This is a genomic window from Priestia sp. SB1, assembly GCF_038898415.1.
Genome location: NZ_JBBJSS010000002.1, coordinates 656,036 through 682,647 on the forward strand (window position 1 = coordinate 656,036; position 26,612 = coordinate 682,647).

Below are 26,612 nucleotides of genomic sequence, written 5' to 3' on the forward strand. Positions count from 1 at the left end.
TTTGTGAGTGCTTATAGCACGTATTTTTAATATTATAGGGTGTATATTTGGAATATGGAAAAAAAGTTAAAATAAAAAAGCCTTTACAAATAAGTAAAAGGCTTTTGGTTTTTATCATTAAGAAATTAATTCTTGCTCGTGCTTAAGGCTTTTATTTTTGTAAGCTTCTTCGCACTTTTTATAAGTTTTAATTGGGTTATAAAAAATATGATTTACTTGCTCTGATAGCACCTCTGATTTGTACTCATTGCCTGGGTTAATATCCTTCACAATAGGATAGATGAGAATGCGATTTATACCGGTATACTCCTTTGTGTAAGTAAGGTGAAAGCGCGTATACTTAGAGCCAGTTCTTTCGTCAACAATAGGATCAAAAGTTAAAAACGTATAACTAATAATTTCCGCAGTTTTGGTTGAATTGTAAGTTCTTTTTGTTACAATTACCTCTTCAACATTTTCATCCTCTTTAGCGTTTTTCTTATTCCAAAACTCTAAATATTCGTCAGTAAAGTCATAAACTAATTCTGCTTGGTCTTGCTTTATACACTCCTCTAGCAGTAATCTAGCATCATCAAAACCGTAACTAACTTCCCCTGTAGTATGGAAGTGATCAACATCGCAAATATATAAGCACATCGTTCCAAGTTTTTTATTGTAATCTAGACGAAACAAGTCCGTATCTTCGTATTCGGTTGGAACCATTTCGCTTGTTTCAAATATATACATTAACTCATTATCCTTTTCAATCTTACTAAGAACATCAATTTTTACAGAAAAAATAATTTTCTCATCTGAGTTTATCACTGATAAACAATTGTTCACAACCTTATCGCAATAATTAAATAACTGCTTTTCACTGAATGGTTTTGCTGGATTACTATCTAGAAATAAAAGTTTTAATAAAGGATTTTTGATTGAATTCAACTTATGTACCTGTTCAGTTATCGCATCTTTTTCAGACATATTAGTTATAGTTTGAATTGTGTTGTATACCTCTAGGTATGCCTTCGATAATTGATAAAGTTCTGTAGTCATTTTTGTCATAATTACTATCTCCTTTTAAAGTGTGGGTCACACTAAATTTTTAAAATTATACATTCATAAATGTTTTCTTTATAAAAATCATAAAAAAAGATAGTTTTTAATATGTATCTTGAAATTATAGATATATAATCTTTTTAACAAGCACATCAAACTGGAGGAATTTGATTTGGAGAAAAAAAGCATTAGTAAACCTATGATGACATTAAAAGATAAAGAAAAAATTAAAGGTATAGTGTCGGAACGAAGAGTTCAGCGCAACCAAGAACTATCCAATATTGAAGAAAGTTTTGAAAAGAAAATTAGTGAGTTAAAAGAGTCTTTAAACTCTAGGAAGTAAATTATACAAAAAAAGAAACCTTTCGCCACTACATAGGAGTGAAGAAAGGTTTCTTTTTGCTTTAACAGATGTGTGATAAAGCTATTTGCATACGCCAATATACTCTTAGTATAATAAACGTTTCATTCTTGTTATGTCAAGCCAACACGCAAAACGACATACACACAACCTTAATATACCAAAAATATAGTGCTAAAAAATCACTTAAATGCTATATTGTAACTATATTTATTTTAAGTAGACAAAAAGCTAGGAGGGAAAAATGCGAGGTTATAGATACTATGGGAAATCCTCTTTTGGTTGCGTTGGTATGCTGTTTTTCATTTTTGGTTTACCTATTTTAATAGTTACTTCGTATATTTGGCTTCCTATTTTAAGATTCTTTTGGGATATTTTTTTATTTTTTGCCGACATAGGCGAAATGATTTTTGGAGAAGGAAATGCCGCTCCTTTTTTTCTTATACTAGGAATTATTTTTATGATACTTCTTGTTGCAGTAAACAGATTTCTACAGATACAACCTACTGATGTGAAAGGAACGGATAAAATAATAATGACAAGAACTCAATACAGACTTAGACAAGAAGGCTGGTTACATAAAGTGAGAAAGTTTTATAATGCCCCAACTACTCAGGAAAGAATTCATCTAGAAAAAATTGATTTACTAAAAGCCCAAATAGACATCGCAGATGAGTTTTTACGTAATAAAGTAAATATAATAAAAAGGTTTGAAAATAGAAAAGATGCAATTGAAAAATGGTTTCACCAGTACTTCTATTTAAAAGAGGAACCTAAGTACTTTACTCAGTCCTCCGTAGTAAATAATTCTATAAGCTTGACGATAGCTGAGACAGTTTCACTTGAAGAACTACTTAACTTAAGGTCGGAACATTATATCCCTCATAGAAGCAAAGATCCTTCTAAAGAGGCAACGATGTTATTCATAATTGAGAATTGTCCAGTTATAAAAGAGTTAACTGCAATTCAAAAGAGCAGAGGTTATAGATTATCCATTGATTTTCACTTGGTAAATCAACAAAAAAAATCTGTTGTGGTTTGTTTTGGGTTAGCTAACATAGTGAAGCCCGTTCCCTTCTACAAACGTTAAATAGAAATGTATTGTATATTATTTAAGCTTATATAGTATGTATCCGGAGGTATTATGATAAAAACAATAATATTCATAGTAATAATGATAGTAATTGCACATTTCTTAGAAAAGTATCTGCGAAGAAAAATGAATTTAGAAACTGATGTGGAAAAGCTAAAAGAATCAGTTTCTAAAAGCCATAAATGGGTTTCCAACTCCTTTTATATTATATTTATTGCCACATTCATATACTTTGATAACGTTCCAATATGGGTAATGTTAGCTGCATACTGCATATGTTATCAGGGGTATAAAATATTTATGGAGTTCAAGCACGATAAAGCTTCAAGAGAATATGTTTTATCAGTACTCTTCTTCTGTTTTTATGGAGTTAGCATAGTCTTAGGTACCTTTATTGGTGTATTTTAAACAAATGTATTAAATAAAAAAAGAGTACCCTTTTATTAGGTACTCTTTTACTTCGCAAGTATGTGCATTAATTGCTAATTATTTTGTAACTATTGGTCGAACTTATTTAAGTTTGTTACTTCCCATTCATCTGTTATAGGATCTGCCTTACTTTCAATATTAAACATATACTTATCTTCAATTGTTGGTACTTCAAAAGACACATCTAAGGTTAAAGAGTTATTAGGTTCTAATTTATATGTCATTGGGTTTCTATCTGGAAGAAGTCTTCCCTCAAAGTTCTTGTCTGTCTTTGAATCATTAAGGTTAAATCTTAATTCTGACAGATCTGCTATTTTACCATTATCACTAACATTAGCTACCTTTACACTAACTACCACCATATAAGGGCTACGGCTGTTATTGCCGTCTTCTGGCATAATTCTTTCTGAATAGGCAGTATTAACTGTTGTTAAATATAAACCACCTTTTGTTCCTTCTCCGTATACTAAAATGCCCTTTTCCATACGTTTTAATCTTGCTTCTTCTTCTTTAGAAACAGCATTAGGATCATTCTCAGAAGACTGCTTTTGCTTTTCGTTAACTACCTCTTCATCAACTGATTTGGATTCTGTTTCCCAGCTACAGGCTGCGAGAGTGCTACTAAGGGCTAATGCTCCAATTGTTGCAATAACTATTTTCTTCATATTTTTCCTCCGTGTATACCGTATTTTTAGTAATAATGAATTAAAATCTACGCTTTTTTTAATGCTTATAAACAGGTAATGTTAGAAATTATTTTGTATATGTAGAGTTTCTAAAAGGATAAGTTATTAAGTAACCTTCGTAGAAAAACAATTCTCTAAAGAAAAATAAAGTTTTACTTTTAAATGACTTATATACACTAGTCTGCGTTGGAGAAGAGTTTACAGCCAAACCAAGGTTATGAGCCATAACAGTAGAGCGTTTCATATGTAGCGGATCGCTCACTAAAATAAATGTTTTAAGATTATGTTCTCTAGAAACATTAAAAGCATATTCAAGGTTTTCTTCTGTTATTTTTGACTGCGTTTCTATAAGTATGTCGATTTCAGGAATTCCTTTGTCCATTGCATATTGCTTTGCTACTTCGGATTCTGAATAAGCGGCCCCTTCTCCTCTTCCACCGGTAAAGATAATTTTTTTAACATAACTGTGTTTATAAAGCCATATTGAATGATTTACTCTTTCTCTGAGTACAGGAGATGGTTTGTCACCCCAAGCAGCTGCACCTAGCACTATGGCTGCATCAGCTTTAACCAATTCGTTTTTATGACTAAACGCTATTATTGAGTAACCCAAATAGCTTGTTAGTAACACAAATACCGCTAAGATTATAAATAGTGTTTTAACTACTAATTTTCTCATCATTGACTATCTTGCTTTTAGTTATTTTTTTAAATATAAAATAGATAATTATTAAATATATAGGTAGCGCAATTATTACCCCCACCACATTTAAAATCCAAGGAAGTGTTCCCATAAGTACGGTTGAAGAAGCTTTATCGTACCAACTAACAATTGCTATTAAAAATACAAAGCTAGCAATTAAAGTGCCTAAGAACCCCTTTTTATGGCTACGGGTCTTCAAAGATACAAAAAGACCAATTATTAAAGCTAGAGCTGCAGCTATTAATACAAAGATTAAAAAAAGGTTTGCTACTTGTTGTACATCCATCTTTCTACACCTCTCTTGCTTAAAGTTTTCTTATTTTTAAACGTTTGTTATAGATAGTGGTGGACCCTTACATTAATAAGAAAGGCAGAAATTACAGCTTCTGCCCTCTTAAAAAATAATTATAAAATTATGTATTAGCTTAAAAAAAGTATTCTTTTTCATTACTTAGTTTGTAGAAGAAAGGCAAAACTAATATAACTAGTGCGTACCCTATTATTTCTACAGTTATTATGATGGCTGTAGTAACACTAAAAGCTATTAATATAAAACAGATTAGCATTGGAATCATTGCTACCATACTCATATGGTTTCTAGCTTGTTTAGATACATATTGAGCTGACTGGCAAGAAGGACAGTAAACTTCATCCTTAAAAGTAAATAGTTTTTTGAAACTATAAGACCAGCTCCAACTGTGCTTACAGTTATTACATTGAGCCATTTTTGTCCTCCTCTCTTTTATTAGGAATTTCAACAACTTACTTATTATACCATTATTGGTTATATTCTGAGAATGATTTAAGTATTATTTTTTCAATGCCGCAGGAGTTTATCAGACACTTAAAGAATTAATAGAAAATAAATTTCTTTATATAATTAGAGACAGTTTTTTAACTGGAGGTTATTGATGGTGAGCACGGTAATAGCAAAAACTAAAGAAGAGCGTATGGAAAAGATTTATAGCGGAGAATTCGAAAAAACATTAGAGAAATTAATTACTGCTTTTGCTGCTGAAAAAGGAACTTTTGTTTTAAATGACTTCTTTTTAAGTGATTATACAGAAGAGCTAAGGAATAATATTTTAAGTAGAGTTGCTGAAGTTACTGACAATAAAGTTAATCTATTAGACAGTTATAAGAAAAATGAAACGGCCGCTTATTTTGAGGATGAGGAATTAAAATTTAGTATTATCCTTAAGCAAATAGATAAAAAACTAAAAGAAATATCCGAAGGTTCTCTTTTAAGGCCGGATAATATGCAAGAATTCCGATCTAAAAGTCATTGGAGATTATTAGAACTAGTTCAATTTATTCTAAAACAAATGTCCAAAAGTACACTAGACTTAATTCGATTTGAATGTGATCCAGCTCTTATTAAAGAAATTAAAATAGATAAAGAAAATTACTTCGAAGAGAAGTTTCAACCAGGGACTACTTTTTTATATGGGGATATTAGTTGTAAAAGAGCTAAATTAAAATTGGTATACAACCATTCAACTCAAAAATACAATCTCTTAAATTTAGAAGACTATAGCCTATTATTTGAAAGCGGCGTTGATTTAAACCTTATAATAGATGATGCGTTACTTACTCCTTGCTATGAATGAATAAAATAAAACAAAGAGAAGAAAGTTTACACTCTCTTCTCTTTGTTTGTACTGTTGGATTTAATGCTATTTATGTACCCTTTAGCAAACTTTCTTGCTAGGTTGTAGAAGATTAATTGCAGAACAAGACTTATGACTGTAATTAGCAGTAACTGCTCTACAGGGTTAACTGGTGTGAAAAAACCAGCTCTCTTTTTATCAATCATTGCTAGAGAGTTGTAAAAATAGGAAATACTAAAAGAAAGTATATTCCCCAATATCAAAGGTAAATCGCCTCGAATAAGCCCGCAAAAATAAGATAAGGATACAATAACAAAAAACATTATTATGTAGTACACCTTTGAATCTGATACATAGTCCTTTTGCAATGATAAATAAGCAAAAGGAATAGAATAAAGACCTATAATACAAAGTTTTATAAAGAACTTCACTATAACGCTCCCCTTAACCTTTGAAAATTTCTATTAATTATAAAGTAAGCTGCTAAATTTTGCTATTGCCTGTTATGTATCTATTATCAATCTTTTGTAAATAGTGCATTTCTTTTAAACTTAAAGAGGTAAAGTCAAATTGTACTGCAGTATGTTTAGTATAGGTATCCAGGAGAATGAGCCCAAAAATGTTTCTGTAAAAAACAAAGCAATTCTTCTTCTGAATGGAGAATCACCCTGTTTGTATAACGTGAATGCAGTCTTGAATAAACCTCTAAATTATTACTATCTATTGAGAGAAAGATTTCTCCCTCGCTCTCAGGATCTAAAAAATAATCTAAAGTAAACTGATTATTCTCTTTCGTTACGCTGAAAAGTTCATCCCGCTGTATTTCATCTACTGAGCTGAAAAACCGCCCTGATTTATAAACACTTACTACGCTGTCGTCCTTAATGTCAACTTCTACAGTAACAGCGTCAGTAATTGATTTTTCTATAGCCCATTGCAATGTTTTTTGTTTAATAAAATTTAAAATATTCTCCAAAAGTAGTCCCCCTAATGTGTATAGAGCTTTCCTTTCTTTTTAAGGAAAGCTATTAACAGTAAACAATATTATAGATTAAATTAGATATATTTACCACTTATCAGTCTCATTGTACTATTTCTCAAGATTTGCACCTATAAGGTATTGTATTACCGCTTAAAACATATTCTATTTGTTGCTTACCTTTCCGATAGTCTTACCAAAAGTAATATAGACAAAGTAAGTAGTAAGCCAATAAGAAAAAGTGTCTGCAGGAATACAGACACTTTTATATTACGCTATCGGGAAAAATGGCTACTTATTTGCTATGGGGAGCTAAGTAGCCGTACACAAAATTTAATTGCTAGAATATAATATCTTTTATTCAAAGAATTGTCAATATCTTATGTGTGAGCCCATTCTTTTTTTGTTTTTTATCTCCACTCCTGAAAATGATGCTAAAATCTTCAAAACCTTTAAGGAGTGTTTATTTCTATGAACAGTTTAAACAAAGTAAGTAAGGAAGAATATTTGGATTTTGAGTTAATCTTCCACGGAAGTGTAAGAAATGTGGTAAGCCTATTTTCAAAAAGAGAAGGATTTAATCCTGACTACATTACAGAAGAACTAGTTGAAACAATTAGCAGAAATGTTATAAAAGCAGTCTCTACAGTGACTAACAACCAAGTGAATTTGAATGGATATAAATCTTCAGAAGTTAAAAAGTCTGTTAATTCTCTTCACACTAGGTATTTAGCAGAAATGCTTAATGAAAAAGCAGAGAAAGTATTTTCTTCTGTGAGCGAATCTGGACTAAAGTTAAGTGTAATAGATCGCATAATTTCCTTCGTAATTTATGCCCAAGCGGGAGTATTAAAGCCCAATTTAGAGGGTATCAGTAATTCTTATAATAATTTTTACTTATTAGAAAATAATGTATTAAGCACTTCAACTCCAACTAATTTCTTTGATACAACCTTATATTATTTAGTTTGTACCTTTGTAGCAAGGCAAGGGTTGAATTTGAGCTTAATAACTAAAGAACTGATAGATGATGTCGGAACAAGAATAATTGAAGGTGTTTTCGACTGTTCTAAGGGAAAAATTAATTTGTCCCAAGTTAGATCAACTATCAAATCTAACAATTCGCTTAATCAAATCGAAAGTTTGCACTTAAAATGTTTAGAACAAATTGTGAGAAAAGAAATGAATTCTTACCTATTTTTTAGAAGTAATTCATATAAGAATTTTAGCCTAATTGATCGCATCATTCATTTGGTGAATAGCTTAATCTTTAGAACACTTGAAGATCCAATGGAAATAATACAAGATTACGGATTAGATTTTTTTGAAGAAGTAACTACAAGTGATGTAGCTGCTTTTATGAATATTAACGCTTAACAAAAGAGTGAAATTTATTTTCTAACAGTTATTAAAAGAGTCAAGGCGGGCCTAAAAATATTTAGCCTGCTTTTTTTGTTTTATTGCTCCTGTGCAATTCCACAAGGTAGAAAGTAAGATAAGTTATCTGTTATTTGATTACCATCCCTAAATCCAAAGGCGCTTGGTATACCATTCAGTAGAAAAGTTCCTATCATAATGTGACCTTCCTGCTGTGCTTTTTGTGTCTGGAATTTTACTTTTGGTAAATTTACATACTTCTGATAAACAGAAACATATTTAGCCTAGCTCTTATGTGGGTCTTCTAAGACTAAATTCTCAGAGGAAAATAGATTTCTACAGTATACCCTTCTCTTCCAAATACCGGTTTTTTTACATACTTCTCTTTTTGTTCTACAAATTTGCTGCTATCGAGGTAAGTAGGTAAAAAGTATGCGTTAATTCAGCTATGTTCTTCTTCTGTGAAAAAGGAGCTATTCTCTTCGTGTAATCCCTATATAACAGCCATAACCGCTTTGTTTTGAAGCAAAAAAGCACTTGGTGGATTAATCCGCAAATTATTAAGCGTTTTTTATTCCCTTGACTATAAACACATAATATAGCCAATCAAGTAAATAAGGAGTAAAGACAAATAAAAAAGTTCCCAAAAAGGAACTCTCTTTTAATTAATAAAATTTTTATAAGAAATGTTGAATTCGATAACTGAAACCACCAGTTATCATAATACGTCGTATAAATTTCTCAGTACAATTATAAGATGTTCTGTACTCACTTCTCATTTCAAAGTACTGGTCTGTTTCTTTCACAAAGGTATGGTAGGCCCTATGTGTAATACGTTTTAAGTGCTGAGCTGCTTCAAAATCTTTGCTCTTTAATTTTTCCTTTAAAATATCTAATTCTTTGAGTATCATTTGATCAACAATTGAAAGAAAATATTCAAAATCACTTAGACAAACTTCCTCATCATTAAAAGATACCAAATAAGTTTGAAGAGCATAAATGGTAGTGAGTTTATCCTCTCCAATTATTTCTAGAGATACTAAGGGCTGGGTTAGATCTGTCCAATGATCATAACATTCTGTAATCATTTGCTTTCCTCCATATATAGTAGTCCTTATAGTTATAACGTATAACTTTAAAAATGGATAAAAAAGTGAAATTAACACTATATAAACTTATTATTACTTTTGTAAAGTTAATTACTTTTTTTAAGGATTGATAAGAAGGCATTATCTGGCGTTTCCCAATTAGAGCGTTAAAGCAGATTTGTAAAATTAGTAGAAATATGACTCTTCAAATTCGTTTGTATAGGGTTTTTAATTATTTTTAGCGCCGTAGGTATCACTTAATATAAATCTTCATATAGATAGTTTTGAAGACTTTAGAAAACTATTAAGTTTAAAACGCATATTTATCAGGAATATATATATTCAAATTCTTTTCTCCAGTGTAAAATTATTCTATAGAAAGAAAAAATAGAAGTTTAAAAGCGGGGGCTATATATGTCAAAAACGTTAGAACAACTCGAAGATGAATGTAGAGAAGCTTACACAAAACACACTGATATAAATAAATACGAAAGAACATACAATGACGTAAAAAAAGCATTAAAAACCATTTCTGTTGATATGGATGAACAAATTATTTTTTGTACAGAATTTATTGCTGGTAGCGCCTCGTTCGGGCTGTTTATTTTAACTAATAGACAATTTATTGTCACCAAACCTAAAATTGCAAGGGTTGAAGTTGAATACTACCCTTTTGATAAAATAAAGACAGTAAAATACAAAAAGACAATAATATGGTCTCTAGTTCAAATTTATGTAGATTCTGATAAGGATGTAGAATTTACACATTCTAAGTGCGACAAAATTGTTAATGTTATTAACGAAGCTATTAACAACTATAAATATCCAAAAAAAGAGCTAAATGAGAAAGAACAAAAAGATAAAAATTTAGAAAAAGTAGATAAACCAGATCCAATTAGCGAAATTGAAAGATTAGGTAGCTTACTCGAAAAGCAGTTAATTACAGAGGAAGAATTTCAACTATTAAAAACTAAAGTCATTAATAGTTTATAAAGATAAAAAAACACTTGGAAAAGTTAGTTCCCAAGTGTTTTTTGTTTACGTACTGCTATTTATAGTAATACAGCATACCCTTGTGTTAGTATGTCCACTCGTAATTAGGTTTACCGTTTTTATATGGAACAGCGTAACCCCAATACTTAGTTTTAGGTGCAAAAAAGTGACCATAAAAATTAAATATACTATGCGATTCCATTGCAAACAAGCTATTAGGATACGGCCTTACATTGTAATAAACTGAACGGCCGAAATGACTTCTCAAACTTTCAACCTTGTCTTCTACTATGCGATAATTTACCACCTGTTTTGTGGATGAAGGAGTTCCTATTCCAAAAGCATTATAAGTGTATCCCTGTTTCACATTTTTAGGGTAATATTGTGTTACTGCTTGAGTGAGATTACCTCCAAGAGAATGACCAACAAGATATACAACTGGTTTATTGTATTTTGAATATACTTTTGTAAATAACTTAAGTGCGTATGGTTTTTGAGAATTTGCAATTACTGTTCCTTTTGAAGCTGATAAAAAGTCAGATGGCTGCTCGGACCCACGATAAGCAATGACAACTTCTTTTGTTTTTAAATTTCTAAAAGCAAAACCATCAAATCCTGTTTTTTTCATTTTGTCATATTCTTTTGTGCTTGTGAAATCTGACTTTGTTAAATACGTAAGAAATTCCCAGTCTCCCATTTGATAGTATTCTTTTAAGAAACGATCTACGGATATATTTCCTTTTCCATCAGAGTTATAAATGTATAGCTTTTTTTGAACCCTTTCAAAATCTGCTTTAATTTTTGGTAAGTTATTAAAGTTAATATCCTTTAATTTTTTCCCTTGGGGCACACTGTATAAATTGTCATAGGAAAGGTTCGCTAATATAAGTAATTGATTCTGCCACAGCTCGTAAGAGGAAACATAAATATTATTTGTGCTAGCTTCCCAAAACACCTTTGCGTCAAAAGCTTCAAATAAACGAATTGGTACATATGTTACACCGTTAATTGCTACTGAATTTTGTAATAAAGTTCGACTTTTGCTTCCCACATTAACTTTATTGGTGCCTATTTTATGAGTAATGTTTGTAGAATGATATGGATCTTTAAATGTAATTGTATTTGTTTTGCCATCATATCCCACGGTTAGACCTAATTTTTCAGCAATTTGCCTAACGGGTACTAATGTAGTCCCATTCTTTACAATGGGTTTGTTAGAGAGACTTAATATGTTGCCATCAATATAAATTTTAGGTGTAGTTGAAGCGGCACTAGCTGTTTGCCAGGTAGCACCCATTAGGCCTGCAAATAAAATAATTAATACGGTAAGCTTTTTAAACAAATCTATCTCCCCCTATGTTTCTTCATTTTTTGAATCACACTACCCACCTTTTTAGAATTATTTTCTAACAAAGTAATTATATAATACTCTATACAAATATAGGACATATTTCTTACGAGTTTAAAAGAATTATAATTCTAACGTTACATTGCTAACGCAAATTAGTAGAAACAAGTAGAAAAAGCAACACCTATATTCTATAGATGTTGCTTTATAAGTTTTATTTGTCTTTATAAGTCCATAAATAATCTGGAAGCCCGTAAGTATAAGGTATATCCTTTCCCCAGTACTTTGTCCTAGGGAGAAAATAGTATCCGTAAAAGTTAAATAGCCTATGAGAGGCAAATCCCATAGGATCCAAAATATTAGATATTTGACTTACATAAAAAACAGAAGTGCGACCATAGTGAGAATAGAAACTAGAAACGGGATCAGTATAAATGCGGCTGTTAAGTACTTTTGTGGTAAGCATTTTATGATTGGTGCCTGTAGCATTATACGTGTAGGCTTGCTTGTATTCATCTGGAAAATGAGAAGCAGTGTCTTCAACTAAGTTCCCGCCTAGAGAGTGGCCAGTTAAATATATTGTAGGTTTGTCATACTTTTCCACAACTTTTTCAAACAATTTAAAAGCATATTGCTTTTGGTTGTTAGTTCGTAATAGACCGATACCTAAATTTGTTTTTATATCACCGCTAGCCCAATTAAACTCTGTGCCTCTATAGGCAACCGTAAACTCATTTGTCTTTCGGTTACGAAATGCATAACCTTGGAAACCACTTTTAATCATCTTATTATATTTAGATTTAGAAGAAAAGTCTGATGGGCGTAAGTAAGTTGCAACTTCCCAATCACCTAACCTTACATATTTTTTAAAGAATATATCTGTAGTTAGTGCGTCGTTTTTCTCAGTGGTGTATATGCCTAAATTATCTTGTACTTTTTTAAAGGTTTTATTAATCTTAGGCATTCTGTTGAGGTCAACATCCTTTAAATGCTTTCCTTCAGGAAGAAGCTGAATGTTGTCGTATGCAAGGTCTGCAAAAGCTAGCGCTTGGAGTTGCTTTAATTCGTATGTATATATGTATATTGAGTTTTTAGCAGGTCTCCAAAAAACATTAGCGTCAAACGCTTTAAATAATTCAAGGGGTACATAAACTATGTCTTCAACCTTAAAAGATTTGTTTCGTAATTTCATATACCTATTCCCGACCAGCACCTTCTTTGTGCCAACTTGGTGTGTAGCGTCAATAGAACGATACGGGTGTTTAAATGTAATTTTACCTAATGAACCATTGTGAGCAATTTTTAATCCTAGTTTTGGTGCAATTTCTTGTACCGGAACATAAATAACTTTGTTTATTACTATGGGTTTATTAGACGTGCTTATTAATTTTCCATCAACATAGACTTTTGGAGGATTTGCCGCTGCAAAAATTCTATTTGTGTTAAGTCCCACCACTCCCAATATAAAAATTAGTATTAAAACGATTATTTTCAACAGTTTAGCTCCCCCTACATTCTTCTATCCTTTCCAAAGATAAACTCTCTACCCACCTTTATCCTATATTTTCTATTAAAGTAATTATATATTACCAATACAAATTAAGGGGTTTTTTTCATAAAATTAACTAATTGTAAGCCTTACCAATTTTCAAAAAAGAAGAAAATAACTAGAAAAAAAGCCAACTTGTATAAATAGCTGGCTTTTTATAATATTTATGCGTTTAATTGATAAACTACTTGATCTTTCTTCGCAAAGTAATTAAGTCGTTTACAAATTTTTTGTACATTTTCATTCAATTTTTCTATTAAGAATGCAAATCGGTTAGTTAATAGTGCTGCTGCGCCTAGATTACCACTACCTGCGAACTGATCTAATACAATTTCTCCAGGCTTAGTAACAAAATTAATAATTTGTTGATATAGTTCAATGGGTTTTTCTGCCTGATGTATCTTGTTACGATTACTAGCCGGTTGAGCATCTATCTCTGAAACTTCTCTTAAATCCATTTCCATTTCAGTTTCAAAATCTGTTGGGAGCATACCTGCAGCACCTGACATATAGTGTTCTCCACCTAAACGTTTTCGTTTGCTTTGGTCAGGTCTTAATGACCGGGCTTTCCCTTTAGTAAAAAACATAATATCTTCAGTGTTTTTACTCTTTCTTCCTGTATTAAATATCAAGTTGCCTTTGCGCCACGGAACCTTAGCATAGTATAACAATCCACACTCTTCTGCCATTTCTTTAATTTTGTAGAGATACTTGTAGTTATTTTCATTTTCTGCAGGTAATATTTCAACCAAAAATGATCCATTTTTAAGTACTCTTGCTTTTTCTTTAAAATCCTCTAACTTATATAAGAACGTATCATACGAGTTATCAAATTTACGATTTGTACCCTTATTAGATTTTGGATCGTGCCAAGGATGATCTGTGATAATTGCGTCTACAGACTCATCTTCAATATAAGACATATCTAAGCCGTTGCCTTCTAATAGCATTACACCAGAGGTTTCTTCCTCACTAACAAACCAATAGACTCCTCTTGCTACTCGTTTAAATAACTTATTTACATTTTCGTTAATTCTTCCTCTAATGGTTGTTACAGGCTTATCAGAAATTTCTCCTGAAATCTCCTTAATACTTGCTGGTCTACCGATGTTTTTTAATACGCTAACAATTCTATATTTTAATGCCTTTTCATTTGCACTCATTTATATCTCTCCATTCATTTCTTTATGCTTTCTGGAGAAATTATATATGAAAAAGTAAAAGTTGATGGAAAAAAGTTTATTTAAAAAAGCTTTGCACTTTGGCAAAGCTTTTTTCTTATTTCATAGTAAACGTAATGTATACTTTAAAATTATAAATAATTACTATGATATCTTAGCGTTATAAAGCCTTATTTATGCAAGAAGATGTTCTATAAAGCCATATCTTATGTCATAAATTAATTTCGTACTTCCATCAGGCTTAATTTTTAATATATGCAAGACATCATTATCCTTTAAACCGCACTCTGCTACGTATTGTTTCTCTCCTTTTATTACCTGCTCTAGGGATTGATTTTCCTTAATATCTAGTGTGTAACCTTCTCCAACTGTAAAGAATAGTACAGCGTACTTCTCCTGCAATGAAATTACTCCCTTTGCTATGTATTTCTTGATGTTTGCTTTAACTACCTTAAGTTAAAGACCGCTCGTTAATGCTAATGCCTAGCTGAAGTTTCTTCTTTTTTTATGTACATATCTTTTAAATACTGTTATTTAATAATTCTACACTAAAATTTCAATTTAGAAAAAACATACAATTAAACCATAATATATTCACTTATCTACTGTACCAACTTATAATGTAAACAGACAACTGAAAATTTCATCTTAACAAACTATTTTAACTTTTGATTGGAGAATTTGTAATGAAACAATTATTATCAGTCTTTATATTCTTGCTGTATTGTGTACCCTATGTATATCTATCAATGCACAATGATTTTGCTAGCCATTCAATGCTTATGTATGGAATAATGCTTCTTGCTGTTATTGTTTTAGCGGGAACAAGCGGCTATTTAGGAGTCTGGATACCAGTTATTCTAGGGAATATAGCATCTGTGGCATTTTCTTATTATTTTAACAGTAAAATGACTTTAGTTCCTAGATGGGAAGATTATTTTGTACCTTTGTTTTCAGTCAGATTATTAATTTTGGTAAGTTTTTTAATCATCATCCTTCAATTTATTTTTTATAAAATAGGCAAGAAGATCAAACAAAAGAGATTAAGAAATTCTGTCACTACTTAACATACTAAAAATAAAAAAGGCTATAATAAGCCTTTTTTGTTTTATTGCCCTGGTTGAGTATATATAACTTGTTGCTGAGGTACCGGTTGTGTATAAATCACCTGCGGTTGCGGAGCTGGAGCTACAATTACAGGTGGAGCTGTTTGAGTGTATATTGGGACTGGAACAGAGTAGATAGGTGGACGTCCCCACCAAGGTTTTCCCCAAGGTCCACCCCAAGGTCCACCTCCCCAGTGTCCACCTCCACCCCAAGGTCCTCCGTGTCCGCCTCCAGGTCCGTGTCCACCACCGCCCCAAGGTCCGCCTCCTCCAGTTCCGCCTCCTGGATGGTGTGATAACCCACCTCCTGTGCCCTGACCTCCTTGATAAAACCGCGTATCTTCTTCATATAAATGATGATAATTATAATCCATATCAAACTCTCCTATCTATTTTTTGTCTTTGCAATTTATGTAGATATTCTCTTTAATGTCACTGTTATATAAGCCTATCTTTATAATAAGGAGTATGTGTTCAGGTATTAAGTCACGAAGTTTCGAAGAAAAAGCATCTACTAAATTAGATGCTTTTTTTGTGTATTTATAATGAACTGTTCATATAACCCAACTCCACGTCTTAAGTTAAGTATTTTCTCTATTTTTGCTGATTCGTCGCTGTAAAAGCTAATTGATTCTTCCAGTTCTTTAATTTCGATATCCATAATTTCTTTTTTTGTAAGGCTTGTAGGTATTCTTTGGCTATTATGTATATCAGGCATTACTGCTACTTCAATAAACGTGTCTATACCATAACCACAAAACGAGTAAAATAACCTATTTACAATCTTATCTATGTTTTTATCTGCGTTATAGATTAAAACAGCTACATAATCAGAATAAAATTCTAGATTAACCAGAACTGATTCTTCATACTTTTCAACTTCACTTACTTGTACTAATTCAGCAATACCTTCATCTACATCTACTGTATAATTCCAACGGAATATTTCTGGGAAAACCCCACCTGATACGCTATAAAAGAAATATTGAGTGGCTAGTTCTAAATTGTTCATTCTTTTGCTCCTTTGCAACTGTGTATTTTTAATATCATAGTTACTTCTGGAGCCTTTTAAAAAAATAATACAAAAATAAAAAACAGGTATTTTATGCACCTGTTTTCTAACGTTTATTTACTATTTTTGCTTATTTCTTGTTTCTCTTTCGAATCGCACTTTTCCTTACAAGGTACGCATATGCACCATTCATCGTTTTTCTGTTTTTCAAATACATAATCTATTCCTTCTTTAGATTCAATTAAATAATGGTCAATACCGCAGTGTGAACAAACTAAATCTGCAGCTGTTTTTAATTCATTACTTTTAATAACTTGGATTTTTTCCGTTGTTTGCATTATTAATCATCCTTTTTTCTTTTATGTAGTATTTGAAAAATAAATCGTATAAAACGTAATATAAAGTTCTCTTTTTTACACTTTTTCAAAAGAGTCGCATTCTCTATTAAGGCTTTTTTCTGTTTTAAATTTTTGGACGGGTAATGTATAAAGTACGGACCATCTGAAAATTCTAATGGATCCTCTGTAGGTAACGCGCCTGTAAACTTATTAAATTTCCCCTCCTGTATCCTTTTAATATCATCTATAGGTAATTTCTTTAGTGCGTCTACTGTAGCGGATATAGTTTCTGACTCACCAATAGTGTCATCAAACATTTGTAGTATTCTTTTCCTAGAATTACTACTACCGCTTTTTTCATTCAAAGTAGTACCTCCTTATCAAAACCTGCTCTTTAGATTTTTACTATATTACCACAATATTAAATTTATTATAATAAATTTAATACATTTATGCTCTATTTATAAATAACTAAAAGATAAAATAAGCATTAAAAAACAACCTCTATTTGTTGACGTATAATCTTATTTTTTTATACCTTCATACGGAGGTGACTTTGTGTTTATACAAACCAATATTCGAAATAATAAATTACAATATTTACAGAAAGTAAACTCTTCTCTTACCTTAGAAAATATTGAAAAGTTATCTACTGGATTAAGAATTAACACCACCAAAGATGATGTTGCAGCTGCAAATGTTAGTGTAAGAATGTCTTCTCAACTAAACGAGGGTAAAGAAAGAATTAACACAGAATTACAATTAAAATCATTATATGAAACAGCAGATGGCTATCTCTCCGGAATAATTGATCAAATACAAAGAATACGAGAACTTACCATACAAAATCATAACGGCACTCTCTCCAATAACGATCACGCTTCATTGCAAACTGAAGCAAATATGCTGGTAAATTCAATAACTAATACAATTAAGAGTGCAACCTATAATACCTTAAACATTTTTCAAAAGAGTAATAATCTATTTGATCTTTCACAATATATTGCTAAGAATCCAACAGCATACCAGCTAGAGGATGAAAATAGTTTTAAGGTAAACGAGTTGGGATATTTTTATTACAATCACCCTACTTTAGACTTAAAAGCTGGTAAAACCTATACTGTTTCTTATTCTAATTCATCAGAACCAATGATTCTTGAATTAAAAAGAAATGACGGTTCTATCTTAGTAAATCAAGTTATAAACGGGGCTTATTCCTTTACTCCATCTACTGATGAAACAGTGTATACTAAATTTTTCACTTCTACAGAAGGCACAATTTTTAAGGGTTTGCAAATTAAAGAAGATGGTAACGTAACTCCTTATGAAAGTTATGGTTTAAAGTACTTGGGCTATGGTACAGAAAGCATTGACTTAGATTCTTTAGACTTAAACAATCTAGATCTTAATAGTAAGGAAGCTTTAACAAAGCTTGATAATGCAATGAGTATATTATTAAAAAATAGAACTGCTTTAGGTACAAAGCTTGAAAAGGTTAATTTCGCTATAGATATCTATCAAAACCAAGTAGTTAATAATACTGGTGGACTGTCAAAAATACAGGATACAGATTTCGAAAAAACAAGCAGCGAGCTCACAAAGAATGAATTGACAGCACAAACCATCGTTCTGCTAATGAACGAGAATAAACAAACAAGAGAAAACGCAATGCAGTTACTAAAGGGATAGCTGCTATTCAACCTCATTTAATTATGGGGTTTTTAAGTTCCGTAAGGTTCGTCTATAACCCAAGGTACTTCTACTGAAAAATCTAATTGCAATACAGGTGAAGGCATAGTCCCAGGCACAAATATTAAATCTTTTGAAAACACAAATGAGAAATTATCTACTTCTGCAACGTTATGATCATCCCAGCTGCTTGTGTTTACTGATTTTCCTTCTTTTATACGGCCTATTATATGGTAGCAACCCATATACAAGTTTAGACCGCTCTCAGTGGGACCGAATTCAGATAAATGAACACATTTTGATGGAATGATTCCAAGACTGTTAAATAAGTCAGTTAACTTACTGCTAGTGGTTTTCATTGCTTGGAAAAAATTTAAGCAATATGTACAGTCGCATAAATCCCACTTTTCATTTTTATACTGTTCATAAGTTTTTTTAACATCTACTTCTAATGTCCAGTTATGTATCTTTAGTTCCTTCATTTATCTTAAAGCCTCCCTTTTGTAGTAGAGAATACCTAATACAAATATAACTTATATAATCTTGTTAAGATAGCTATTAAAAAAGGCTCGCCTATATATAAGACGAACCCTTTTTTTTAGATATATAATAATAAGTAAAGCCCACTTTTAAGTTTATACCCCTTAATATCATCCACAAGAACGTATTCTGTAGGAGTACCTATACTAATTTCTTTATGACTAATTTGTAATGTCTTAGGGACAGTGACCTTGCTACCGTCTCTTTTCACAATAGTTACCGTCTGTTCATCTTTAAGTGTAGAATTAAGAATTCGGAAAATCTTAAGAGTGTGTTGATAACTTTCTCTATCTTTCCATTCCTTTTGTAATTTTTCGAATGCTAAAGACGTTAAAAATATTTCTTTAACAGATTCCACGTGATCTTTCATAAAGTTTTTAATAAAGCTCTGAATATATCCCTCTGTTTCTTTAAAGTGTTGTAAAACTAAAAAACCTAAGTCAACACCTTCTATACGAGAAATGTTTTCTTGAAACCAGTTCTCTTGAGTTTCCTCTTGCAATATTCTCGAAACGAAGAAACAATAGTTCTCAGAGATAAAACTATCTGCTACCTCCAGCAGATGATGCGCTTGAATGAAATCATCCTTATGCTTAAAAAGTTCTGTGTTTAATTGCGCTTTAATTTCATTTGTTATTGTATCCTCTTCGGAGAAATAAGTTGGTCTTCCTTTCCTTTTAATAACAGTATTTTCATTAGTGTTTTCTGGCATTATAAGCCCTCCTATGTAAGGTTATTCACCTTTAATTTATAAGATACTACCACGCCTTTATTTACCTTGGAGAAAAAAATAAAAAAAGCTTGCTACATAATATAGCAAACCTCGAACAATTTCAGTTTAAAAAATAGCCTCTTCCGTTTTTAGTTTGGATAACTTAATACCTTTTACATTAGCTTTATTCAACAGGTTCTGTTGATACTTGAGGACTTCGGCTTCGTTGTGTTTGTTAGCGCCGTTATAAAATAAGAATAGGTTATAATAATTAAAAGGTAGATCGTATGTACCTGGCGTTTTTTTATCCCCTGGTATCATAGAAGTGTTGGAAATAAAACTTTCTTTTTTATCTCCTTTGAATGAATCAGATAACGTTTTTAAAGTATTATCGTCTGATAAGTATTTTTTTGCGTATGCTTTTACGAGTGACTCGTGTAAAATCAAACCTTTAGATGAAACTGATAATCCTTTTGGGCCATTCTTTACTCGTTCGACGTTTAAAGAAAACTCTTTCTCAAGTTGCTCTTGCGTTACGCCAAGGTCTTTCATTAACTCTTCTTTTAGTGTTATATTTTTAATAATAGATTGATTGTCTTGAGTAAGTTTTTTTCGTGTATCCTGCATATATTCTTCTTTATATTGTTTTACTTCCTTCTCACTTAATTGTTTACCATTTACCGTTACCTTAGAAACTTGTGATAAAGCTATTTGTTGATTTGAGCTTTCTCCACTAGCAGCAGTTGATGATTCTTTTCCGCACGCTCCTAAAATAGATGTTGCTAATACTAATGACGCTCCAATTAATACAGGTTTTTTCATAGTTGTCTTCCTCCTTGAGTTCTAGTACTAAAGGATTATACAACAGAAATTTACTTACAGGTAAGAAATACTAAAAATACATATATTCTGAAAATATCCCAAAGCATATTTAATTATACAAACTAAAAAGAACTTACTGTATATGTACAGTAAGTTCCATTGATATGTAATTAAAAGATAATTTCATCTGTTTTTAACTTGGGTAATTTTACACCTTTAATATCTGCTTTATTCAATAGATCCTGTTGATACTTATCTGTATCCATTAAATCGTATTTTTGAGCTAAATAAAATAAATATACATAAGAGTAATCACCAATTGGATGGTCTTCTTTCATCGTAGATATATGGTTTTTAAAACCTTTTTCATCTTCTTTTGTCATTTTCTTCTTGGCTAGACTATCTGTTGTGCTGCTAGTAGATAAGTATTTTTTTCCATAGGCATCTTCAAATACCATTTCTAAAACTACTCCTTTAGCTACAACTTTCTTACCATCTAACTTAACACTTGGAGCTCCATCTTTTACCGCCTTCTCATATATATTATCAATATCTTTTTGAGTCACACCTAAATCTTTCATCATACCGTCTTTTAAGATCATATGTTTAATAACCGCTTGAGTATCCTTATTCATACCAACGTATTTTCCCGCCTGCATATACTCTTCTCTATACTCTTTAATCTTCTTATTGCTTAATCGCTCTCCGTTTAACGTTATATCAGCAACTTGCGACTGAGTAATCTTTTGATTTTCAGCATTAGCGGTTGACGACTCTTTACCGCACGCTCCTAAAATAGATGTTGCTAATACAAGTGATGCTCCAATTAATACAGGTTTTTTCATAGATGTCTTCCTCCTCCAGTTCTAGTACTAAAGAATTATACAATAGAAATTTATTTACAGGTAAGAAATGCTAAAAATACATATATTCTGAATATATAGGAGTTTTATTAGCAAGTGGAAATTTTCTTTTACAGTAGCTTATTATGGTACAAAAAAAGAATGCTGCTAGCATCCTTTTTATTTATTCTTAGAAAATTAGAAGTGTTTTTACGTAGGAAATCTCATACCCTTTTGTTCTTTTAGTTCTTGCATTAATAACAAGTAAAGATCTTTGCTAATATCTTTCCATTCTAGCTTAGACACTGTTCTAAGTCCTATGCTATATGAGTTGGTCATATCATCCTTTACAACAGTAAGTGCGCCTTCTGATGTTTCTAATAAGGCTGTTATAGTAGCTCCGTTCATATGTATCGTCCTCACTATCTTTATAATTTCTAATTTATATATAGGTCACAATTATGTATATCTTTTAATTGTTCATTTCCACTTTATTTTAAACGAAGAAGAATATAGAGTGGAAAAAAGATTTTACATATTAAATATTATTTCAACAAAAAAAGAATGCAGATCGCATTCTTTTTACTTTTTTATTAAAGCGACACAAATGACTATGCCTATTTTATTTTTCGTAAAAAGCCTTTATTGTTATATCATCACCTTGCCAATTAAGACCAGGAGCATACATATCATTTTTCATAGCAGCTGAGTTAAGTCCATACTTATCCAACCATATTTCACCCAACTCAAACATTCTAGAGATATTATTGATATACCGCTCATCTAATTCCTGAGTAGTTAAGTTACCGTCATTATGTGTTAAATAATTAATTCTAGCCTCTAAAGAACACATTGTGACATTTCCTCTAAGGTAAGCTTGTACTTTCCACCGCTTACCTAACTCAGGAGTTACATAAACATATACTTCTTTATTTACTTTCTGGAAAACATTAAACTCGTTAAAAATGTATCCTTCTGGAACAACTACACCTGCTAGAGCCAGATTAGATGCCCAAACCTTTGTTTTAATATCTGTTTTCACTTTATCACCTGCTCTGATATGTATTTTTTATAAATCTATTTATTTTGCATAACTTTTCATAATTCTTCTTGAGTTCGCATAACTGTTCTGTGTATTGCATACTTCATACTAACATTTCTAGCACTTATAAAAAAGTCAATAAACAATAAGAAAAGAGTCATTTCTAGGATAGAAAACGACTCTTTTTTTTATCTAAAGTAATTAAATTTCTAGCGTAGCACTGTAATTCCAGACTTCTGTTGCGCATTCCTTTTCATCAGAAGAATTAAATTTAAAGATTACTAAATCGTCATTTTCGGGTCTATAACGTTCAGTATCCAGTATTGCTAGTTCCTCGTCTTTGACTTGCTCCAATGTTGTATTCCGGTAGATTCTTAGTGCTCCTCCTTCTCTAAATAATTTCATAACCAAGAAAGAAGTTTCCCTAACGAATTTCGGCTCATTTTCTAAATAACTTAAACCGGTTGATACTCCACCCCATTTAAGATCAAATGCCTCGTGTAATTCCTTAGCGTCTGAATTAGGATCAATAGCGTAAATAGTCAAGATATCTCTGTCTAAATCAAGCTCAGCTTCTTCTGCATATCTAAATTGTTCTTCTTTTACCTCTTCAATTGTGCTATCTTCCCATAATTCAATAACTGGTGCGTCATCAACTATACCTACTACTAAATAATTTTTTCTCATTACTAGTTCTCCTTTTTGCTTGCTTCATAATCAATAAGGCAGATTATAAAAACATTTTTTATATATTAATGCCTTCTATGGATTTGCAGGCAAAATAATTTAAAAATATGTTTTAGAACAAAGCTTTAATCCTTAATTAAATTTGCATAAACCTCATCTTTTTTAAGATTTATAGCAGTAGTAGCGTATGGAGAACTAAATGTTATAACGCTGTTACCTTTAGACCATTTAACATCATCAGTACCCAATAGCGCAAGATCATCTCCCACATAGCTTCTAGTCATAATATCCACTAAATCAGTGTTAATTTTTTTGCTAACGCCTGGGATAACTGTTGTTTTATAAAAATTATAAAAATGATGAGTTTCTCCTAAGCTAGCATTTCGATACTCAATAGTTATTTTATGAGGACCACTTGGATACCTCACTGTGCTATAAGAGTTATCAATCAGTAGAGCGTTAAGGATGAAATTGAATAAAAGTATAGGCAAACAAAGTATTAACACACAAATAGCGGCATACTTTCTTGCTTTTGATTTAAATTGAAATGCTACTATAAATGCAGCTATTACTGAAAGAACTGTTAAGGCAAGGTTGCCGGTGTTCATTAATAGTGAAAAATAGTAGCCTTTTGTTTTCATTATGCAGATAAGAATATCAAACAAGATTATTACTACTAAAAACTTTTGCATTCCATTTAACTTTTTTATATAGCTAAGCATTGTATAAAATTATTCCTTCCTAAATTATTCCTTCCTTAGTTGTAATTATATCGCAAGAAAAAGAAACTGGACACTTTATCCAATTCCTTTTGCACATATATACTCAATAAACTTTATTAAACTGTGTTTTCTTGCGTTTATACCTATTTTCTTCTATCCAAGTGAAGCATAAATTTTTTGGGTTAACTTTTTTAGCATCTATTAAGGAGGTATTCATTGCTAATATATCCTTATCAACCTTTACTAAATTATAAGCTGTGCATAACTTAATTTCTGGTAACAAATTAATTAGGTATCGAAGTAAAGTTGTAGTAGCTACTGCGGCCTTAAGCTTCCCGTTATCGTTACAGACACGTAAGCCTTTGGTTCTGTTAATTTTTACAGCCAACACTTTATAATCCAAGTTATAGCCCAATTCTATGTAATCCATCTCTAAGTACTTAATAAACTCTCTTAGACCGGAGGATAAATATAAAGAAGTCATATCGTCATATCCTGCTTTGTTAAATTTAATAAACATCTTTTCTTTAGGGTTTTTGTTTTCTAACGTAAAGTTCACTTATGTATTCTCCTTATCTCTTTTCGTAATTACACTTCTACTTTAAAGCTTTAATATTTTAGTGCATATTTTACATTAAATTTACATTTTTTTAAATAGTAAGAACTATAAAATATATAATTTTTGTAATTAGTATAACTAAAGGAATAAAAAACAGCAATTTACTTAATCACTGTTTTTTCGTTTAATGCAGATAGTGTATATAAGAGAGTATACTGCCATTATTATTAGATTCGGTATGATTGTTGCAAATAAAATATTGACATTAACATTTGGGGTTTCACTCATACTAAACAGACCTCTAAGGTCTAAAAAAGCCGTTAATCCACTAACATTTACTAGTACTAAAAATATAACTAATATACTGTGACGATATAAAAACACCAATACCTTATTGTCTTTTCTGTTGCCATTATCTTTAACCTTTCCGGACTTAAATCTTTTGTACTTGCTTATAAAATATAAGAGGAAGAACAAGTTAGGAAGAAAGATTAAGTAAAATGCTGGCCAATAATAGAAAGGAACTAACGCTGCAGAGTCAGCTGCTATCGCTTGTGCAAACACTCCAAATGGAAATAAAGTCAAATTTGTTATTGCAAAGAAAACAACAGCATCAGGAATTTGTTTTAAGAATCTATTCATTGTTTCACCTCTTTATCTGTAATTATTAGATAATAACTAATTGACTAAAAAAAGCCATTAATTATTTCAATATTAATAAGTTTATTTGTATTATTTTGGGTATAGATTAAAAAGGCTTAGCTAATAATGTAAATTACAAAAGAAATGCATTTAAGGAAGAAAAATACGAAATTCAGTATTTAGATTTTAATTAGGAGGATTATAAAATGTTATTTATGTCCCAAATTAAAAAATGCTTGTTTTGCGGAAATACTAAAAACGTTGTATTTTATCCCAGTGAATGCACAAAAAATGCTTATGTTTGCCAAGAGGGTTGTGGCTGTAGAGAAAACAATGACAACCGCTTGAAAGTGAAGAACAGCCTTTTCCAGTCCTGATTAATTTATTAAACTACTTAATAAATGTTAAAAATAAAACGCACCATTAAAATTGTTTTTAATGAGAAAACAGTTTTAATAGTGCGTTTTTAAATTAAATTATTTTAGTTCTAATTTATAGAAATGGTACTTCTTCTATGTGATTACTTTTTATATTTTTATCAGTTAATAATGGAATTGAAGCCGTGTTATATTCAATGCTAACTACATCATCTATTTCCACGCTATCAGCTGCAGTTCCAATTCTAACAACAGTTTCAAGTATTTTAATTTCATTTTTAACTTTTTTACGATCACCAGACTCTAATGTTACCCAAGCGGTTCTAGCTCTTTTAAAAGTTTCATTATCATAAAGCATTTGTCCAAGTCTTGCGGTCTTCTCTGCTTTACATTCTTTATTAAATTCTACGTACTTATCTATAAAGTTAGATACTGCCTCAGCAGGATTCGCTATATATTGCTGAAGAATATCGTATGGTTCATATTTTCTAAACTTATAAATCCCCATAGGAAGCCCTTTTTTACCTTTTCTTTTTGTGATTAGCTTTTCAAATACTGGCTTCCCTTCTTCATCCTTTAAATCCTTATATCTTGCTGTTAGTTCAGCGTTTGCTTCCATATAAAGTTGATGAAAAAGCTTCTCCTGAGAGTACACTTGAAACTCTGTACAGGCTTCCCCTATCTCTCCAAAGATAGAATCTTCTGTGTATATAAAGTAGTCTCCGTATTTAAAATATATACCACAAAATTTCTTCGCTTCTTTTGGAAACAAATTTTCTAATGTAGAAATTCCTACTAGTGAAATATCCAAAACTACTACATAGCTTCCCGTTGGATCAGCTACTTTTGCTAGGGAAACTTCTTTAAAACCATCTTCTGCACTTGTACAAAAGCTATATGGTTTGGGGGATGTATTAATAAGAAAATCAACGAAGTCATCTTCATTGAACATACTTTGATCTGAAAGCATAATATTTTTTCTCCTCAAAACTTTAAATATTTTCTATTTACAAAAGGAATGTACCTAAAGATATATTTTTGACTTCTACTAGTATATAAAATTTTTTCTTTTAACGCGATACTTACA

Annotated in this window: 36 protein-coding genes and 1 pseudogene; 8 read left to right on the forward strand and 29 right to left on the reverse strand. The window is 31.1% G+C overall.

Going from position 1 to position 26,612, the window contains the following annotated elements:
- Positions 1-117: 117 nt before the first annotated feature.
- Positions 118-1,044 (reverse strand): hypothetical protein, encoded by a 927-nt coding sequence (locus WKH56_RS08975; RefSeq protein ID WP_342835340.1) that lies wholly within the window; start codon positions 1,042-1,044, stop codon positions 118-120.
- 166 nt (positions 1,045-1,210) lie between these two features.
- Here WKH56_RS08975 and WKH56_RS08980 point away from each other — a divergent pair, with 166 nt between their 5' ends.
- The 3 genes from WKH56_RS08980 to WKH56_RS08990 all read left to right on the forward strand — a co-directional run bounded on the left by WKH56_RS08980 (position 1,211) and on the right by WKH56_RS08990 (position 2,900).
- A complete protein-coding gene (locus WKH56_RS08980; protein WP_342835341.1) occupies positions 1,211-1,381 on the forward strand; it encodes a hypothetical protein in 171 nt (56 codons plus the stop codon).
- 262 nt (positions 1,382-1,643) lie between these two features.
- Positions 1,644-2,489, forward strand: coding sequence for a hypothetical protein (locus tag WKH56_RS08985; protein WP_342835342.1), 846 nt, complete (start codon positions 1,644-1,646; stop codon positions 2,487-2,489).
- Positions 2,490-2,543: 54 nt separating this feature from the next.
- Positions 2,544-2,900, forward strand: coding sequence for a DUF4181 domain-containing protein (locus WKH56_RS08990; RefSeq protein WP_342835343.1), 357 nt, complete (start codon positions 2,544-2,546; stop codon positions 2,898-2,900).
- Positions 2,901-2,989: 89 nt separating this feature from the next.
- Here the strand turns inward: WKH56_RS08990 and WKH56_RS08995 are convergent, their stop codons facing one another.
- The 4 genes from WKH56_RS08995 to WKH56_RS09010 form a co-directional block, all read right to left on the reverse strand.
- Positions 2,990-3,586, reverse strand: coding sequence for a hypothetical protein (locus WKH56_RS08995; RefSeq protein WP_342835344.1), 597 nt, complete (start codon positions 3,584-3,586; stop codon positions 2,990-2,992).
- 88 nt (positions 3,587-3,674) lie between these two features.
- The gene (locus tag WKH56_RS09000; RefSeq protein ID WP_342835345.1) at positions 3,675-4,286 is read right to left on the reverse strand and encodes a YdcF family protein; all 612 of its coding nucleotides are present in this window, start codon (positions 4,284-4,286) and stop codon (positions 3,675-3,677) included.
- Positions 4,267-4,596 (reverse strand): hypothetical protein, encoded by a 330-nt coding sequence (locus tag WKH56_RS09005; protein ID WP_342835346.1) that lies wholly within the window; start codon positions 4,594-4,596, stop codon positions 4,267-4,269. Before WKH56_RS09005 ends, WKH56_RS09000 begins: the two co-directional genes overlap by 20 nt.
- A gap of 139 nt (positions 4,597-4,735) precedes the next feature.
- On the reverse strand, positions 4,736-5,035 hold the full coding sequence (locus WKH56_RS09010) for a TIGR04104 family putative zinc finger protein (RefSeq protein WP_342835348.1): 300 nt from the start codon (positions 5,033-5,035) through the stop codon (positions 4,736-4,738).
- A gap of 189 nt (positions 5,036-5,224) precedes the next feature.
- On the opposite strand from WKH56_RS09010, the gene WKH56_RS09015 reads away from it, so the two are divergent.
- Positions 5,225-5,920, forward strand: a complete 696-nt coding sequence (locus tag WKH56_RS09015; RefSeq protein ID WP_342835349.1) for a hypothetical protein — start codon at positions 5,225-5,227, stop codon at positions 5,918-5,920.
- Between the two features lie 26 nt (positions 5,921-5,946).
- Here the strand turns inward: WKH56_RS09015 and WKH56_RS09020 are convergent, their stop codons facing one another.
- Together WKH56_RS09020 and WKH56_RS09025 are read right to left on the reverse strand one after the other, a co-directional pair.
- Positions 5,947-6,351, reverse strand: coding sequence for a hypothetical protein (locus tag WKH56_RS09020; RefSeq protein ID WP_342835351.1), 405 nt, complete (start codon positions 6,349-6,351; stop codon positions 5,947-5,949).
- A 155-nt stretch (positions 6,352-6,506) separates the two neighbouring features.
- Positions 6,507-6,896 (reverse strand): hypothetical protein, encoded by a 390-nt coding sequence (locus WKH56_RS09025; protein WP_342835352.1) that lies wholly within the window; start codon positions 6,894-6,896, stop codon positions 6,507-6,509.
- 474 nt (positions 6,897-7,370) lie between these two features.
- Here WKH56_RS09025 and WKH56_RS09030 point away from each other — a divergent pair, with 474 nt between their 5' ends.
- Positions 7,371-8,276: a hypothetical protein gene (locus WKH56_RS09030; protein ID WP_316911139.1), complete on the forward strand. Its 906-nt coding sequence runs from the start codon at positions 7,371-7,373 to the stop codon at positions 8,274-8,276.
- A gap of 80 nt (positions 8,277-8,356) precedes the next feature.
- Here the strand turns inward: WKH56_RS09030 and WKH56_RS35125 are convergent.
- The 3 genes and pseudogenes from WKH56_RS35125 to WKH56_RS09035 form a co-directional block, all read right to left on the reverse strand.
- Positions 8,357-8,488: pseudogene (locus tag WKH56_RS35125) on the reverse strand (glutathionylspermidine synthase family protein); the annotation flags it as partial.
- A gap of 98 nt (positions 8,489-8,586) precedes the next feature.
- Complete coding sequence (locus tag WKH56_RS35130; RefSeq protein ID WP_481861961.1) at positions 8,587-8,718, reverse strand: glutathionylspermidine synthase family protein; 132 nt, start codon at positions 8,716-8,718, stop codon at positions 8,587-8,589.
- A gap of 235 nt (positions 8,719-8,953) precedes the next feature.
- Positions 8,954-9,364 carry a hypothetical protein gene (locus WKH56_RS09035; RefSeq protein ID WP_342835354.1) on the reverse strand — a complete coding sequence of 137 codons (411 nt, stop codon included), beginning with the start codon at positions 9,362-9,364 and terminating at the stop codon, positions 8,954-8,956.
- Positions 9,365-9,778: 414 nt separating this feature from the next.
- On the opposite strand from WKH56_RS09035, the gene WKH56_RS09040 reads away from it, so the two are divergent.
- Positions 9,779-10,357: a PH domain-containing protein gene (locus WKH56_RS09040; protein ID WP_342835355.1), complete on the forward strand. Its 579-nt coding sequence runs from the start codon at positions 9,779-9,781 to the stop codon at positions 10,355-10,357.
- Between the two features lie 85 nt (positions 10,358-10,442).
- Here WKH56_RS09040 and WKH56_RS09045 read toward each other — a convergent pair whose 3' ends face one another.
- From WKH56_RS09045 to WKH56_RS09060, 4 genes are all read right to left on the reverse strand, one after another.
- Positions 10,443-11,699: a stalk domain-containing protein gene (locus WKH56_RS09045; RefSeq protein WP_342835357.1), complete on the reverse strand. Its 1,257-nt coding sequence runs from the start codon at positions 11,697-11,699 to the stop codon at positions 10,443-10,445.
- A 220-nt stretch (positions 11,700-11,919) separates the two neighbouring features.
- Positions 11,920-13,200, reverse strand: coding sequence for a stalk domain-containing protein (locus WKH56_RS09050; RefSeq protein WP_342835358.1), 1,281 nt, complete (start codon positions 13,198-13,200; stop codon positions 11,920-11,922).
- Between the two features lie 218 nt (positions 13,201-13,418).
- On the reverse strand, positions 13,419-14,417 hold the full coding sequence (locus tag WKH56_RS09055; RefSeq protein WP_342835359.1) for a DNA methyltransferase: 999 nt from the start codon (positions 14,415-14,417) through the stop codon (positions 13,419-13,421).
- 192 nt (positions 14,418-14,609) lie between these two features.
- On the reverse strand, positions 14,610-14,837 hold the full coding sequence (locus WKH56_RS09060) for a hypothetical protein (protein WP_342835360.1): 228 nt from the start codon (positions 14,835-14,837) through the stop codon (positions 14,610-14,612).
- Between the two features lie 284 nt (positions 14,838-15,121).
- Here WKH56_RS09060 and WKH56_RS09065 point away from each other — a divergent pair, with 284 nt between their 5' ends.
- A complete protein-coding gene (locus WKH56_RS09065) occupies positions 15,122-15,502 on the forward strand; it encodes a hypothetical protein (RefSeq protein ID WP_342835361.1) in 381 nt (126 codons plus the stop codon).
- A 41-nt stretch (positions 15,503-15,543) separates the two neighbouring features.
- Here WKH56_RS09065 and WKH56_RS09070 read toward each other — a convergent pair whose 3' ends face one another.
- The 4 genes from WKH56_RS09070 to WKH56_RS09085 form a co-directional block, all read right to left on the reverse strand.
- Positions 15,544-15,915: a hypothetical protein gene (locus WKH56_RS09070; RefSeq protein ID WP_342835362.1), complete on the reverse strand. Its 372-nt coding sequence runs from the start codon at positions 15,913-15,915 to the stop codon at positions 15,544-15,546.
- A 140-nt stretch (positions 15,916-16,055) separates the two neighbouring features.
- Complete coding sequence (locus WKH56_RS09075; protein ID WP_342835363.1) at positions 16,056-16,553, reverse strand: hypothetical protein; 498 nt, start codon at positions 16,551-16,553, stop codon at positions 16,056-16,058.
- Positions 16,554-16,666: 113 nt separating this feature from the next.
- Complete coding sequence (locus WKH56_RS09080; protein ID WP_342835364.1) at positions 16,667-16,891, reverse strand: hypothetical protein; 225 nt, start codon at positions 16,889-16,891, stop codon at positions 16,667-16,669.
- A 2-nt stretch (positions 16,892-16,893) separates the two neighbouring features.
- Positions 16,894-17,256, reverse strand: a complete 363-nt coding sequence (locus WKH56_RS09085; protein ID WP_342835365.1) for a hypothetical protein — start codon at positions 17,254-17,256, stop codon at positions 16,894-16,896.
- 193 nt (positions 17,257-17,449) lie between these two features.
- On the opposite strand from WKH56_RS09085, the gene WKH56_RS09090 reads away from it, so the two are divergent.
- Complete coding sequence (locus WKH56_RS09090; protein ID WP_342835366.1) at positions 17,450-18,580, forward strand: flagellin; 1,131 nt, start codon at positions 17,450-17,452, stop codon at positions 18,578-18,580.
- 32 nt (positions 18,581-18,612) lie between these two features.
- On the opposite strand, the gene WKH56_RS09095 is transcribed toward WKH56_RS09090, so the two are convergent.
- From WKH56_RS09095 to WKH56_RS09145, 11 genes are all read right to left on the reverse strand, one after another.
- Entirely contained in the window at positions 18,613-19,062 is a 450-nt protein-coding gene (locus WKH56_RS09095; RefSeq protein WP_342835367.1) for a hypothetical protein, read from the reverse strand.
- Positions 19,063-19,178: 116 nt separating this feature from the next.
- Positions 19,179-19,832, reverse strand: coding sequence for a hypothetical protein (locus WKH56_RS09100; RefSeq protein WP_342835368.1), 654 nt, complete (start codon positions 19,830-19,832; stop codon positions 19,179-19,181).
- A gap of 126 nt (positions 19,833-19,958) precedes the next feature.
- Positions 19,959-20,654 (reverse strand): hypothetical protein, encoded by a 696-nt coding sequence (locus tag WKH56_RS09105; protein ID WP_342835369.1) that lies wholly within the window; start codon positions 20,652-20,654, stop codon positions 19,959-19,961.
- Positions 20,655-20,824: 170 nt separating this feature from the next.
- Entirely contained in the window at positions 20,825-21,499 is a 675-nt protein-coding gene (locus WKH56_RS09110) for a hypothetical protein (RefSeq protein ID WP_342835371.1), read from the reverse strand.
- 207 nt (positions 21,500-21,706) lie between these two features.
- Positions 21,707-21,904: a hypothetical protein gene (locus WKH56_RS09115; RefSeq protein ID WP_342835372.1), complete on the reverse strand. Its 198-nt coding sequence runs from the start codon at positions 21,902-21,904 to the stop codon at positions 21,707-21,709.
- A gap of 214 nt (positions 21,905-22,118) precedes the next feature.
- Positions 22,119-22,538: a hypothetical protein gene (locus tag WKH56_RS09120; protein ID WP_316911121.1), complete on the reverse strand. Its 420-nt coding sequence runs from the start codon at positions 22,536-22,538 to the stop codon at positions 22,119-22,121.
- Between the two features lie 201 nt (positions 22,539-22,739).
- The gene (locus WKH56_RS09125; protein WP_342835374.1) at positions 22,740-23,225 is read right to left on the reverse strand and encodes a hypothetical protein; all 486 of its coding nucleotides are present in this window, start codon (positions 23,223-23,225) and stop codon (positions 22,740-22,742) included.
- A 125-nt stretch (positions 23,226-23,350) separates the two neighbouring features.
- A complete protein-coding gene (locus tag WKH56_RS09130; protein ID WP_342835376.1) occupies positions 23,351-23,866 on the reverse strand; it encodes a hypothetical protein in 516 nt (171 codons plus the stop codon).
- A gap of 184 nt (positions 23,867-24,050) precedes the next feature.
- On the reverse strand, positions 24,051-24,506 hold the full coding sequence (locus tag WKH56_RS09135) for a hypothetical protein (protein ID WP_342835378.1): 456 nt from the start codon (positions 24,504-24,506) through the stop codon (positions 24,051-24,053).
- A 165-nt stretch (positions 24,507-24,671) separates the two neighbouring features.
- Entirely contained in the window at positions 24,672-25,148 is a 477-nt protein-coding gene (locus WKH56_RS09140; protein ID WP_342835380.1) for a hypothetical protein, read from the reverse strand.
- Between the two features lie 492 nt (positions 25,149-25,640).
- The gene (locus WKH56_RS09145) at positions 25,641-26,477 is read right to left on the reverse strand and encodes a hypothetical protein (RefSeq protein ID WP_342835382.1); all 837 of its coding nucleotides are present in this window, start codon (positions 26,475-26,477) and stop codon (positions 25,641-25,643) included.
- Between the last annotated feature and the right edge of the window lie 135 nt (positions 26,478-26,612).